A 12,918-nucleotide genomic window follows, 5' to 3' on the forward strand; every position below is an offset into this window, starting at 1 on the left:
GTGACTGTTACGACATGAGCGACCATGAGGCGCTGTTGAAAGAACTGCTCGCGACCTTCGCGATAGAGGCGCAGGAACACCTGGACGCCCTATCCTCCCATCTCCTCGCCCTGGAGCGCGAAGAGGAGGAGGCCGGGCGGCAGCGCCTGCTCGAAGGGGTGTTCCGCCGCGTGCACACCCTGAAAGGGGCGGCGCACGCCGTCAACCTCGTCGACGTCGCCCACGACTGCCAGGAGCTGGAAGAGGTGCTGGCAGGGATCAAGCGTGGCGAGGCGGAGTTCGGCGTGGAAACCTTCGACCTCCTGCACCGCGAGATAAACCGGCTTTCGGCCCGCATCTTCCCGGCAGGCGCCCCCACCGCCGCGCCTGCACCGGCGCCACAGGGCGCTCTTCAAAGCGCCCCCCCCTCCCCTCTTCCGACGGCGCCCGCACCGCCTGTTGTCGCCGAAGCGACCGCCCAAGCGCCCGCTTCGGCGCAGCCGCGCCCCGCGGCGCCCGTCCATGCCGCCGACGAAACGGTGCGGGTCTCCGCTCGGCTTCTCGAGACGCTCCTTTTGCAGTCCGAGGAGCTCGTCTCCGCGAAACTCGCCGCCTCGGTACTGCAGGAGGAACTCTCCTCCCTGGTCGGTGAGGTTGCCGAACGGAGCGCCGAACGCGACCGCGCCCTCGCGGCGGCAAGGCGCGCCATGAAGAAGGGGACCGGCGGTGAGGCCTCGCTTGCCGGACTTCTCGAACAGGGGTGCCGGCATGAACGTACCGTGGAGGGGCGCCTGCGCCTTCTGGAGAAAAACGCGGAAAAACAGACCCGCTCGCTGCAGGCTCTCGTCGACCCGCTCCTCGAGGAGATGAAGAAACTGCAGCTCCTCCCTTGCGCCTCCATCCTCGACCCTTTCGCAAAGCTGGTGCGCGACCTCACCCGCGAGCTCGGCAAGGAGGCCGACTTCTCCCTTTCCGGCGGAGAACTGGAGTTCGACCGCCGCATCCTGGCCGAGCTGAAGGAGCCGCTTCTGCACCTCGTGCGCAACACGGTGGACCACGGCATCGAGCTGCCGGAGATAAGGGAAGCCTCGGGCAAGCCCCGCCGCGGCACCGTGAGCGTGGAGGTGAGGCTGCAGGACGCAAATCGTGCCGAGCTCGTCCTCTCCGACGACGGCTGCGGCATCGACATCGAGCAGGTGAAACGTTCGGCGCTGCGCCGGGAACTCGCGACCGACGAGGCCCTCGCGCGCATGTCCGACTCCGAGGCGCTTCAGTTCATCTTCGAGTCCGGGCTTTCCACCAGCGGCACCGTCGGCAGCATCTCCGGACGCGGGGTCGGCCTCGCCATCGTGCGGGAGACGCTGGAGCGGCTTGGAGGACACGTCACCGTCACCAGCATGCCCGGAGCGGGTACCACCTTCCGGCTCGTCTTCCCGCTTTCGTTCGCCCGGATGCGCGCGCTCTTGGTGCAGGTGGCCGGCCGCGACTGCGCCATCCCGGCGACGGTGGTCGAACTGAGCGCACGCGTGCCGCTCGCAGAGGTGAAACGGGTGGAAAACCGCGACACCGTGGTCGCTGCGGGCGAGGTGCGGCCCCTCGTCTCACTGGCCGGCATCCTGGAAACGGGGCGCCGCAGCGTCGAGCCGGACGCCACGGTATCTTACGTCATCTTGCGTGCCGCCGACCGGCGCATCGCGTTCGCCGTCGATCAGGTGCTCGGGGTGCAGGAGATACTGGTGAAGCCGCTCGGGCGCCAGCTCTCGCGGGTGCGCAACGTGGCCGGCGCCACGGTGCTCGGTTCGGGTCGCGTGGTCCCGGTTTTGAACGTGGCCGACCTCTTCCGCTCCGCCCTTGGGAGTGGTGCCGCCGTCGCCTCCCTGCCGGTAGCGAAGGCACCGGCACGCCGGGCGCGCGTATCGGTGCTGGTTGCGGAAGACTCCATCACCTCGCGGACCTTGCTGAAGAACATCCTGGAGGCCTCCGGCTTCCTCGTGCGCACCGCGGTCGACGGGGCGGACGCCATGGCGCAGCTTAAAACCGAACCGTGCGACGTGGTGGTCTCCGACATCGAGATGCCGCGCATGGACGGCTTCGAGCTCACCCGGTCGATCCGCGCCGACGCGAAGCTCGCCTCGCTCCCCGTGATCCTCGTCACCGGTCTCGAGTCGCGCACCGACCGGGAGCGCGGCATCGACGTCGGCGCCAGCGCCTACCTCGTGAAGAGCAGCTTCGACCAGACCAACCTCATCGAGGTCATCCAGAAACTCACCTGACAAGGAAGCCGCGTGATCAGAGTTCTCGTAGTTGAAGATTCGAAAACCGTGCAGCAGGCGCTGGTGGCCGCTTTCGATGCGGACCCCGATCTGACCGTGATCGGCACGGCGGAGAGCGGCGAGGCCGCCGTGGAGGCCGCAAGGAGCCTCAGGCCGGACATCATCACCATGGACGTCAACCTCCCGGGCATGGACGGTTTCGACGCCACCCGCGCCATCATGTCGAGCTGCCCGGTCCCCATCGTCATCGTAACCGGGAAGATGAACCCGAAGGACTCGGCCACCCTCTTCCGGGTCATGGAGGCGGGAGCCCTCATGGTGCTGGCAAAGCCCGCAGCACCCGGCTCTCCCGATTACCGCGAGTCGGTGGCGGACCTCATCCGCCACGTGAAGCTCATGTCCGAGATCAAGGTGGTGCGCCGCGTGTTCCCGACCGGGAAGATGGCGCCCTCCCCGGCCGCAGTCCCGGCGCCCCGGACCGTCCCCGCCGCCCCGGTAAAAGTTGTGGCCATCGGCGCCTCGACCGGCGGCCCTCCCCTTTTGCGCCGCATCCTCGCAGGGCTCCCGGCCTCCTTTTCCGCCGCGGTCCTCGTGGTGCAGCACATGGCCGTCGGCTTCACGGAAAACTTCGTGCACTGGCTGAACCAGCACTCCACCATGCCGGTGCTGCTCGCCGCCGACGGCATGATGCTGGAACCGGGGCGGGTTTACGTGGCGCCGGACAGCTACCATATGGAAGTAGCCCGAGAAGGGCGCATCCGCCTCACCGGCACGGCACCGGAAAACGGCGTGCGTCCCGCCGTGTCGGCGCTTTTCCGCACGGTGGCGCAGCACTACGGTCGTAATGCGGTCGGGGTGCTCTTGACCGGCATGGGCAAGGACGGGGCCCTGGAACTCAAGACGATCCGCAGCAGCGGAGGCGTCACCGTAGCACAGGACAAGGAGACCTCCATGGTCTTCGGGATGCCGGGCGAAGCGATCCAGATCGACGCCGCCCAGCACGTCCTATCGCCAGACGGCATCATCGATCTGCTGACCACGCTGGCGGCAAAAGGCGCCGCCGCCTTGAAATGAAGGAGTTGGCAACGAACATGAATCAAAGCAGCACGACAGCGGTTCCGCACCGCATCCTCATCGTTGATGACAGCCCCACCCAGGCGAAGCTCCTCGAGCAGATGCTCGCCGAACAGGGGTACCGGGTCGTCGTGGCCAGAAACGGAGACGAGGCGCTCGAGTCCCTCTCGCAGATGCCGGATCTGGTCATCAGCGACATCCTCATGCCGGGGATGGACGGTTTCGAGCTCTGCCGTCGCATCAGAGAGTCGAAGACAGGAGGCGAAACACCGATCATCCTGCTCACCCACCTGAACGACCCCGCGGACGTGCTGCACAGCCTCGAAGTGGGCGCCAACTACTTCGTATCGAAGCCGTACAGCAAGAAACTGCTCCTGTCCCGCATCGGCGCCGTGTTGAACGGGGAGCGGGTTTGCCGCCGGGGTGACAACGACGGGGAGGTCGCCGTCTCATACCGCGGCAAAAACTACCGCGTACAGGCCGATTGCGCCCACACCATCGAACTGCTCCTTGCCACCTACGAGATGGCAGCGGAAAAAAACCAGGAACTCCTCGGGGCGAAGGCATCCCTGTCGAGCCTGAACCGGGAACTCGAGCAGCGCGTCGTTGAGCGGACTGCGGCCCTCACCCAGGAAACCGCGGAACGCCTGCAGGCGATGGACGAGTTGAGGAAGAAGGACGAAGTGCTCATGCAGCAAAGCCGCCAGGCTGCGATGGGCGAGATGATCGGCAACATCGCGCACCAGTGGCGCCAGCCGCTAAACGCCGTGGGGCTGTTGGTCCAGGACCTCACCCTCTCCTACGAGTACGGCAACTTCAGCCGTGAATACCTGGAGACGAGCACCGGGAAGATCATGCAGATGGTCCGGCACATGTCGCAGACCATCGACGACTTCAGGAACTTCTTTACGCCGGACCGGGAGAAGAGCGCGTTCGAACTGAAAAAGGTGGTCCGCCGCGCTCTGGCACTCATGGAGGGGAGTCTCGCCGACAAGGGTATCCGGGTAGAGGTCGCGGATGGAGACGTCCCTCCCATCGTCGGGCACCCCAACGAATTTTCCCAGGTGCTTTTGAACATCATCAACAACGCCGCCGATGCCCTTTGCGATAAAGGGATACCGGACCCGAAGATCAAGGTCACGGTGGCCCGCGAGGGGGAGAAATCCGTCATCACCATCGCCGACAACGCAGGCGGCATCCCCCAAAACATCATGGGGCGCATCTTCGAGCCGTACTTCACCACCAAGGAACAGGGGAAAGGCACCGGCATCGGCCTGTTCATGGCCAAGAACATCGTCGAAAAAAGCATGAACGGCTCGCTCTCGGCCCGAAATACCGGGATCGGTGCGGAGTTCAGGATCGAGGTCTAACATGTCAACAAAACCAGGGGCGGGTTTCACCCTGCTCTACGTGGAAGACGAGGAAGTCACGCGTGAAACGGTGCTTGGCCTTCTCGCGCGCCGTTTTCCCGGCCTGACCATCCGTGGCGCCGAAAACGGGGCGAAGGGGCTGGAGCTTTTCGGCAGGATTACCCCGGACCTCGTGGTCACCGACATAAAGATGCCCTCCATGAGCGGTATCGAGATGTCACGGCAGCTTCTCGAACTGAAGCCGTCCCTGCCGGTCATCATAACGAGCGCTCATAGCGACATGGAGTACCTGATCGAGGCGATCGAGCTCGGCGTGTCACGCTACGTGCTGAAGCCGATCGACTCGGGGAAACTCTTCGCCGCCATCGAGGCCTGCCTCGCCTCCCTGACCATCGAGCGGGAGCTCGCAGCGCAGCAAGCGTTCGTGCGGAAGCTCTCCCGGGCCGTGCAGCAAAGCCCGAGCAGCATCGTGATCACCGATCCACGCGGCTTCATCGAGTACGTGAACCCGAAGTTCGTCGAGCTGACCGAGCGCCCGGAGTCCGAGGTGAAGGGACGCCACCTTGCCACCATCCTCCAGGGTGGCGATGCCATCTGGTCCTCGGTAGCCGCCGGTAACCAGTGGCACGGAGAGCTGACCGGGGCGCGCAAGCACGGTGCCCCCTTCCACGAGGCAGCCTCCATATCGCCCGTCTTCGACGAGGCCGGCGCACTCAGCAACTTCGTGGCGGTGCTGGAGGACATCACCGAACGGGTGCAAAACGAACGCGAGATCAGGGAACTGAACGAATCCCTTTCCGCCCGGGCTCAGGAGCTTGAGATCGCCAACCGCGACCTCGAAGGTTTCAGCTACACGGTCTCACACGACCTGCGCGCTCCGCTTACCAACATCAACGGCTACTGCCAGGTGATCCTGGAGCTTTACGGGGAAAAGCTCGAGCCTGGGTGCAAGGAGTTCATCGACATCATCTTCAACGAGACGGTGAACATGAACCAGCTGATCCGCACACTGCTGGAGTTCTCGCGCGTGTCGCGCTCCGAGCTGTCGAAGCAGCCGGTCGACCTGAGCGACATGGCACTTCTCATCGCGGCGGCGCAGCAGTTGGCCGAGCCGGGGCGGCGTTTCTCCTTTTCCATCGCGCCGGACCTGACCGCTTACGGCGATCCGGACCTCCTGAAGGTGGTGCTGCAAAACCTCATCTCCAACGCCTGCAAATACTCGGCACAAAAAGATGAAGCGCGCATCGAGTTCCTGAAGACGGAGGTGGACGGTACGGAGGCCTTCGTCGTGCGCGACAACGGCGCCGGGTTCAACATGGTGTACGCCGGCAAGCTGTTCAGCCCTTTCCAGCGGCTTCACTCCGACCGGGAGTTCAAGGGGTTCGGCGTCGGACTCGCCACCGTGCAGCGCATCGTGCAGCGGCATGGCGGCCGGGTGTGGGCGGAAGGAGAAGTCGACAAAGGGGCAAGTTTCTTTTTTACCCTGCCGGCTCCCGACAGCGGGACGTGATGCGGCCTGGGCTTTTTATGCAGTCATGAAGGAGGGGATGCTGAAGTGAAAGCAAGCAACACGCAACGGATCTTGCTGGTGGACGATGAGTCGGACATCCTTTACGGCTGCCGCGCCTGCCTGAGCAACAGCGGCTTTGGCGATGTCCTCACCGAGAGCGACAGTCGTCTGGTGCTGCCGCTTCTGGAGCGCGAAGAAGTCGATGTCATCGTGCTCGACCTGCACATGCCCAACATCTCAGGGATCGACCTGCTGCCGCAGATCGTGAGCCGACACCCGCAGATCAAGGTGATCGTGGCTACCGCAAGTAACGAGGTGGAGACGGTGGTGAGCTGCATGAAGGGGGGCGCCTTCGACTACATGGTGAAACCGATCGACGTGAAGCGGTTGCTCACCTCGGTCAGGAAGGCGCTCGAGCTGAAGAGCCTCTCCAACGAGCTCTCCAGGTTGAAACAGTACATGTTCACCGACCGCCTGGATCACCCGGAGGCCTTTTCCAGCATGGTCTCATCGAACAAGGCGATGCGCGCGGTATTCCAGTACATCGAGGTGGTCGCCGGCACCAGGCAGCCGGTCACCATAACCGGCGAGACCGGCACGGGAAAGGAGCTCGCCGCCCGCGCCATTCACGACCTGAGCGGACGCCGTGGCCCCTTCGTTCCTTTAAACGTCGCAGGGCTCGACGACAACATGTTTTCCGACACCCTTTTCGGCCACGTAAAGGGAGCCTTCACCGGAGCCGACACGGCGCGTGACGGGCTCATCACCCGGGCGTCGGGGGGGACGCTGTTTCTCGACGAGATCGGGGATCTGGGCGAGATGTCGCAGATCAAGCTGCTGCGCCTTTTACAGGAGCAGGAGTACTATCCGGTCGGCTCCGATTTCGTGAAGAAGAGCGACGCCCGCATCGTCATGGCGACGAACCGGGACCTCCAGGAGTTGATCAAGCAGGGGAAGTTCAGAAACGACCTCTACTACCGGCTCTGCGGCCACCGGGTGCATCTCCCTCCCCTGCGCGAGAGACTGGACGACGTCCCGCTTTTGCTCGATCACTTCCTCGAGAAGGTGTCGGCCGACCTCGGAAAGAAGAAGCCGACCCCGCCCCCGGAGCTCCCCCTCATGCTGAGCCTGTATCGCTTTCCGGGGAACGTGCGCGAACTGGAGGCGCTCGTCTCCGAAGCGGTTTTGCGCCACACCGGCGGAGTCCTCTCCATGGAGACCTTCCGTAACGCGATCGGCTGCGAGCCCCCCGTCGCGTCGGAACTCACCGCATCGCGTCCTACCACTTTGGAGCAGGCACTAGCCGCCATTTTCGGCCGGTTCCCGACCATAGCCGAGGTGGAGGAGCACATGATCGCCGAGGCGATGCAGATGGCGAAGGGTAACCAGGGGCTGGCCGCGAACATCCTCGGCATGGCGCGGCAGACTCTCAACAAGCGTCTGAAGTCCCAGTTCGCCTGAAGTATAGGAAGGGACACTTGAAAAAAAGAAACCGCCGGGGCCTTTGGGCAACCGGCGGTTTCTTTTTTAGGATGATTCCCCAGCCAGTCCCCTCTACCTCCGGGAGAGGGTGGCCGAAGGCCGGGTGAGGGCGCAGCCATTAGGGAAGGTTTCGCATGCAACGCCCTCACCCTGGCCCTCTCCCGGGGGGAGAGGGAAGTGGACGAACGTCCGTTAGAAGTACTTGGCGACGATCCCCTGTGCCAGGTCCATGGACGAGGTGAAGGCGGGCGAGATGGGGTTCAGGACGTGCACACCCTCCCCTTCGGCGACCACCAGGAAGTCCATCACCAGCTCCTTTTTCTCCCAATCCACCAGTTGCGGCCTGATCCCCACCTTGGAGGCGGGCACCACGTCTTCGGGCTTTAACTCCTTCACGAGCCGCGCGGCGTCCTTGAAGAACACCGACGGGAGGTACTTGGCAGGCTCGCTGAGTGCCACGTTGCGAAACTGCTTGTTGGTCATGAAGAGGACCAGGTCTTCCCAGGCGATCGAGAGCGCTTCGGCATCGATGCCGGCGACGATGCCGTAGTTCTCCCGGCCGAAAGCGGGAATGGCGGTGGGGCCGAGATAGACGTCGCCGTGGACGCTGCGGGTGAAATGTACCCCGAGGAATGGGTTACGGATGTCGGGGACCGGGTAGATACTTGAGTTGACCGTGTAGGGAGCGTCCTTTTTGAGCAGGCGGTACACCCCCTTGAAGGGGATGAGACGGTACTGCTCCCCTACCCCGAAAAAGCCCGCCACCTTGTCGCAGAAGGCCCCCGCGGCGTTCACGAACCGGTTGAAACGGATCTCCCCACGGCTCGTCACCGCAACACCGCTCCCCTTGATCCCGGTCAGGCGGCACCCCATGACGAAGGTGACCCGGCCGCTCTCCTCCAGATCCTTTCTGAGGCTCTTCAGCACCGCCTTCGGATCGACCACGGCGGTGTAGTGGGAGAACAGGGCGCGCTCCACGGTGCGTGCGTTGGGCTCGATGGCGGAGAGCTGCCGTTCGTCGATCATCTCCACCTTGGCGCCGTTTGCGGTGGCGCGGCGGAAGAGTTCGTCCAGGACCGGGAGTTCGTCCGGGGTGCGGGTGACGATGACCTTGCCGCTCTCCAGCAGGGGAAGCCCCTTCTCCTTGCAGTAGGCCCGCATCAGGAAGTTGCCGTTCAGGCAGGACTTCGCCTTCATGCTGTCCGGCGAGTAGTAGATCCCCGCGTGCAGCACGCCGCTGTTGCGGCCCGAGGCGTGCACCCCGAGCTCCGCCTCCTTCTCGATGATGACGATGTCGCCGTAGCCGGTACGCACCAGTTCGCGCGCTATGGTGAGGCCGATGATGCCCGCCCCGACGATGAGGATGTCGGCTTTGTCGAAGCTCATAGATCAAACCTCCAGATGGTTTGTTCGCGGAAGATGCCGCGATCCCGTTGCATGGCCTAACAAGGCAAATCCCCCCTGTCTCCCCCCTTCGCAAAGGGGGGAACCTCAGGGCTCATGCAGCGCTTCGTGAGATGCTCTTACCGTGGATGCCACTTACCCTTCCCTCTACTCCCCGGAGAGAGGAAGCCCGAAGCTACTCGCGGATGGAGAAGCGTGCAAGGGCGTCGCAGCGCACAATCTGCACGGCGCTCGTGTTACCGCGGGGATAGATCTCACGGGCGAGGTAGGCCATCTCCTCGGTTTCCTCGTCAGCGGGAACGTCGCGCCACCACGCCTTGCTTCCCCCTTGCGAGCCGTCGCTCCAGCGATAGCCGCGCTCCTTCAGGACGTCCTTCTTGTCGAAGGGGGCGGAGACGGCGAAGATGCGCGAGGTGATCTCGTGGGCCCGCTTCAAAAGGGTCAGGAAAATGGAAGCGCCGCTCACCGGCAGCCGCTCGAGAAGGAGCCCCAGCACCCCCTCGGCGTCATCGAGCGCGCGGTGCGCGTTGATGGTGAGCGAGCCGGTCTTGAAGAGCAGGAACTCCAGGGTGCGCGAGGAGAGCCGCTCGGCGCCCCAGTCGATCTGCGACACGGTGCAGGCCCAGGGGAGTTTAGCATAGGCGGGATAACGCGACTCGACGAACTTCCGGTCGAAGGCGGCGTTGTGGGCGATGACCAGGTCGGCCTTTGCCGCCAGTGCATTCATGAACGCATCGTCGAAGGCCTGGCCGCGCACCATCTCGTCGGAAATCCCGGTGATCTCCCGCACCTCCGGCGGGATGGGGAAGCCGGGGTCCTCGAAGCCGGAGTAGCGGTCAGTGATGCGGTAGATCTCACCGGTCTCACCGTCGTATTCGAAGGCGACCACGCCGAGCTCGATGATCCTGTCACGCCGGAAATCAAGCCCAGTGGTCTCGGTATCGAGGCAAAGGGCCACACGCGCGTGCTCCGGCCCCGGGCGCCCGAGCCTCGCGTCGCGCGCCAGGTTCAGGCGGCGCAGCACCTGGTAATCCCCGGTGGAGTGCAGCGAAGCGATGGCGATCTCGATCTCCAGCGGGTTCATCTCCACTACCCTGTTTGTCTTTGGCGTCTTGGCCATCATCACCTCAAAAGTGCCCGATCAGGAGAGGTACTTCTCCCTGAGCGCAACCTTGTTGATCTTCCCCACACTCGTCTTGTCGATCGCTTCGACGAACTTCACCTTGACGAGTACAACCTGCTTGCTCACCACACCCTTGTCGGCATACTGCCTGACGTGATGGGAGATATCCTTCTCAGTCACCTTCGTTGCAGGCTTCGGTACGACCAGGGCGAAGGGACGCTCGCCCCATTTCTCGTCCGCCTTTCCGATCACGGCCACCTCGGCGACCAGCGGGTGATGCGCGATTATGTCCTCGAGCTCAAGCGATGAGACCCACTCCCCCGCCACCTTGATGACGTCCTTGCTCCGGTCGGTGATGCGCACGTAACCTAGTTCGTCGCGCACGGCAACATCGCCGGTGTGCAGATAGCCGCCGGTCCAGAGGCGCTCGGAGGCCTTGTGATCCTTCAGGTATCCCTGGCTGAGCCACGGCGAGCGAACCACCACGTTGCCGGCACTCACGCCGTCGCGGGGGAGTTCGTTAAGGTCCGCGTCGACGACGCGCAGGTCGACCAGCGGCAGGGTGAGACCGGTCTTGCAGCGCACCTCTGCCTGCTCGGCGGGAAGAAGCTCCAGCATGGCCGGGGTCAGCTGCGAGATGGTGAGGATCGGGCAGGTCTCCGACATGCCGTAGCCGGTGAAGACGTCGATGCCGGCCTTCAGCGCTTCGACGCAAAGGTTGCGCGACATGGCGGCCCCGCCGATGATGAGCTTCCAGCCGCTGAGATCCATCCCCTCCGCGTGCGGGTGCTTAAGCATCATGTGCAGGATGGTCGGGACGCAGTGCGAGAAGGTGACACCTTCTCTCTCCTTCAACTCGAGCAGGGTCTCCGGGAGATAGCGGCCGGGGTAGACCTGCTTCAGTCCGAGCATGGTGGCGACGTAAGGAAGCCCCCAGGCATGCACATGGAACATCGGGGTGATCGGCATGTAGACGTCGTCGCGGTGCAGTCCGCCGTGCGCCGTAATAGAACCCAGGGTGGCCAGAAGACCGAAGGTGTGCAGCACGAGCTGCCGGTGACTGAAGTAGACCCCTTTGGGCATGCCGGTGGTGCCGGTCGTGTAGAAGGTGGTCGCCCGCGTGTTCTCGTCCAGGTCCGGGAAATCCGACATCGGCGCGGCCTTGGCGAGAAGCTCCTCGTATTCCCCGGCGAAAGGGACGGTGCCGTCGTGCTTTTCGCCGTCGTCGCGGATGAGAACGTAGGTGCGCACGTTGTCAATCCTGCCGCGGATCTGCTCGAGGATCGGGAGAAACTCGGCGTTCACGAGGAGCACGTCGTCCTCGGCGTGATCGATGGTGTAAAGGATCTGCTCGGCCGAGAGGCGGACGTTGATCGTGTGCAGCACCGCCCCGATCATCGGCACGGCGAAGAAGAGTTCAAGGTAGCGATGGCTGTCCCAGTCCATGACCGCGACGGTCTGCCCGGGACGGACACCGAGTTCGGTCAGCATCCCGGCGGCACGACGCACCCGTTCCCTCAAGTCGCGGTAGGAGCCGCGGTAGAGGTCGCGGTAGACGATCTCCTGCCCCGGGTCGTCGACCACCGGGTAGAGCAGCATGTTCTTGATCAGCAGAGGGTAATCGTATGCGGACGGGGTACGGGGGATCAGCAATTTACTCATCGTTGAGTTCTCCTGTATCGGTCAATCACATCTTTTTGCAGTCGTCGAGGAATTCCTGGAGCACATCTTCCTCGACGCCGGCCAAAGCGGCGATGCGGGAAAGGCGCGGGAAGGACCAGTTGGTGCGCCCTTCGGCGAGGCGCTCCCCTTCGGCGTCGTAGATCGCCATGGCGACCTCGGCCTGGGGAGGATCGAAGCTGACGATCTCGCCGACGACGCGGATCTCGGTGCCGGTCCGCACCGGCTTCAGGAAACGGACCGTGATGTCGCGGGTGACGCCGAGCTTTCCGTGGCGGGCGAAGAGAGCGTAGGCGGCGGCCTCGTCCATCAGGGCGGATATGATACCGCCGTGGACCATGCCGTCGAAGCCGCAATAGGTGGCGGGGATGCTCGTCACGCAGGCTACGCCGTCGGTGGTGTGATGGAAGCGAAGGCCGAGACCGTGGGGGTGACCTTCGGAACAGACGAAACAGGAGCCGGGCCAGCGCCCCTGTACCTTGGGCAGGTTGAGAACGGACGCGTGGTCCGGGCAGCAGGTTTCTTTCATCTCTCCTCCTTCAACGCAGTTGGCACTGCGATGTCATTTCAGCATTTATGGCAGCGCACGTTGCCCTTTTCGCCCCAGCGGCGCACGGCACGGGACAATTCTTCCAGCCCCGAGGCGGCGGGACGGTTCAGGGCGAGGCAAAACAGGGGGGCCAGCAGGCCGGTGAATTCGGAGCGCTGCAGAAAAAGAAGCCGGTCGGGCGCCTCAACCGTGATGCGAAAGGAGAAAGTCCAGGCGAGCAGGCCGGAAAAGAAGAGCCTGCTTTTCCAGGAAACATGCCCGGGCTCGGCGGTGACGAGGGAAGCGGTTACGTGGAAGATTTCCATCCCGGGCAGATGCACGACGAGGTCGTGGCGCCCATCGTCACCGAGCGGGGTCACCCTGGGAAAAACCGGGTTCCATTGCGAGTAGAGCGAGAAATCGGCGAGAAGCGGGGCGACCCTGTCGAACGAGGTTTGCAGCGGGGTTTCCAAAGTTACGGGTTTCATGTTCAC

General features: G+C 63.9%; 10 protein-coding genes. 5 read left to right on the forward strand and 5 right to left on the reverse strand.

Annotated elements, in window-relative coordinates:
• Nucleotides 1-14 precede the first annotated feature (14 nt).
• Genes D6Z24_RS06195 through D6Z24_RS06215 form a run of 5 tightly spaced genes read left to right on the forward strand, consistent with a single transcriptional unit; the run spans nucleotide 15 to nucleotide 7,667 of the window.
• On the forward strand, nucleotides 15-2,252 hold the full coding sequence (locus D6Z24_RS06195; RefSeq protein ID WP_129125698.1) for a hybrid sensor histidine kinase/response regulator: 2,238 nt from the start codon (nucleotides 15-17) through the stop codon (nucleotides 2,250-2,252).
• A 12-nt stretch (nucleotides 2,253-2,264) separates the two neighbouring features.
• Nucleotides 2,265-3,326 carry a chemotaxis-specific protein-glutamate methyltransferase CheB gene (gene cheB / locus D6Z24_RS06200; RefSeq protein ID WP_129125699.1) on the forward strand — a complete coding sequence of 354 codons (1,062 nt, stop codon included), beginning with the start codon at nucleotides 2,265-2,267 and terminating at the stop codon, nucleotides 3,324-3,326.
• Between the two features lie 17 nt (nucleotides 3,327-3,343).
• Nucleotides 3,344-4,696, forward strand: a complete 1,353-nt coding sequence (locus tag D6Z24_RS06205) for a hybrid sensor histidine kinase/response regulator (protein ID WP_129125700.1) — start codon at nucleotides 3,344-3,346, stop codon at nucleotides 4,694-4,696.
• Nucleotide 4,697: 1 nt separating this feature from the next.
• Complete coding sequence (locus tag D6Z24_RS06210; RefSeq protein WP_129125701.1) at nucleotides 4,698-6,206, forward strand: sensor histidine kinase; 1,509 nt, start codon at nucleotides 4,698-4,700, stop codon at nucleotides 6,204-6,206.
• A gap of 45 nt (nucleotides 6,207-6,251) precedes the next feature.
• Nucleotides 6,252-7,667: a sigma-54-dependent transcriptional regulator gene (locus tag D6Z24_RS06215; protein WP_129125702.1), complete on the forward strand. Its 1,416-nt coding sequence runs from the start codon at nucleotides 6,252-6,254 to the stop codon at nucleotides 7,665-7,667.
• Between the two features lie 213 nt (nucleotides 7,668-7,880).
• Here the strand turns inward: D6Z24_RS06215 and lhgO are convergent, their stop codons facing one another.
• From lhgO to D6Z24_RS06240, 5 genes are all read right to left on the reverse strand, one after another.
• Nucleotides 7,881-9,074: an L-2-hydroxyglutarate oxidase gene (gene lhgO, locus D6Z24_RS06220; protein ID WP_129125703.1), complete on the reverse strand. Its 1,194-nt coding sequence runs from the start codon at nucleotides 9,072-9,074 to the stop codon at nucleotides 7,881-7,883.
• A 193-nt stretch (nucleotides 9,075-9,267) separates the two neighbouring features.
• Nucleotides 9,268-10,212 carry a 3'-5' exonuclease gene (locus tag D6Z24_RS06225; RefSeq protein ID WP_129125704.1) on the reverse strand — a complete coding sequence of 315 codons (945 nt, stop codon included), beginning with the start codon at nucleotides 10,210-10,212 and terminating at the stop codon, nucleotides 9,268-9,270.
• A gap of 21 nt (nucleotides 10,213-10,233) precedes the next feature.
• Entirely contained in the window at nucleotides 10,234-11,877 is a 1,644-nt protein-coding gene (locus tag D6Z24_RS06230) for a fatty acid--CoA ligase (protein WP_129125705.1), read from the reverse strand.
• 25 nt (nucleotides 11,878-11,902) lie between these two features.
• Nucleotides 11,903-12,424, reverse strand: a complete 522-nt coding sequence (locus tag D6Z24_RS06235) for a PaaI family thioesterase (RefSeq protein WP_129125706.1) — start codon at nucleotides 12,422-12,424, stop codon at nucleotides 11,903-11,905.
• Nucleotides 12,425-12,462: 38 nt separating this feature from the next.
• A complete protein-coding gene (locus D6Z24_RS06240; RefSeq protein WP_129125707.1) occupies nucleotides 12,463-12,912 on the reverse strand; it encodes an SRPBCC domain-containing protein in 450 nt (149 codons plus the stop codon).
• Nucleotides 12,913-12,918: the final 6 nt, after the last annotated feature.

Source organism: Geomonas oryzae (genome assembly GCF_004117875.1).
Taxonomy (GTDB): Bacteria; Desulfobacterota; Desulfuromonadia; order Geobacterales; family Geobacteraceae; genus Geomonas; species Geomonas oryzae.

Excerpts from the sequence above, each read along its gene's own strand:
- D6Z24_RS06195 (WP_129125698.1), top strand. The coding sequence starts at position 15 with ATGAGCGACCATGAGGCGCTGTTGAAAGAACTGCTCGCGACCTTCGCG.
- D6Z24_RS06230 (WP_129125705.1), bottom strand. The coding sequence starts at position 11,877 with ATGAGTAAATTGCTGATCCCCCGTACCCCGTCCGCATACGATTACCCT.
- D6Z24_RS06240 (WP_129125707.1), bottom strand. The coding sequence starts at position 12,912 with ATGAAACCCGTAACTTTGGAAACCCCGCTGCAAACCTCGTTCGACAGG.
- D6Z24_RS06205 (WP_129125700.1), top strand. The coding sequence starts at position 3,344 with ATGAATCAAAGCAGCACGACAGCGGTTCCGCACCGCATCCTCATCGTT.
- lhgO (WP_129125703.1), bottom strand. The coding sequence starts at position 9,074 with ATGAGCTTCGACAAAGCCGACATCCTCATCGTCGGGGCGGGCATCATC.
- D6Z24_RS06235 (WP_129125706.1), bottom strand. The coding sequence starts at position 12,424 with ATGAAAGAAACCTGCTGCCCGGACCACGCGTCCGTTCTCAACCTGCCC.
- D6Z24_RS06225 (WP_129125704.1), bottom strand. The coding sequence starts at position 10,212 with ATGGCCAAGACGCCAAAGACAAACAGGGTAGTGGAGATGAACCCGCTG.
- D6Z24_RS06210 (WP_129125701.1), top strand. The coding sequence starts at position 4,698 with ATGTCAACAAAACCAGGGGCGGGTTTCACCCTGCTCTACGTGGAAGAC.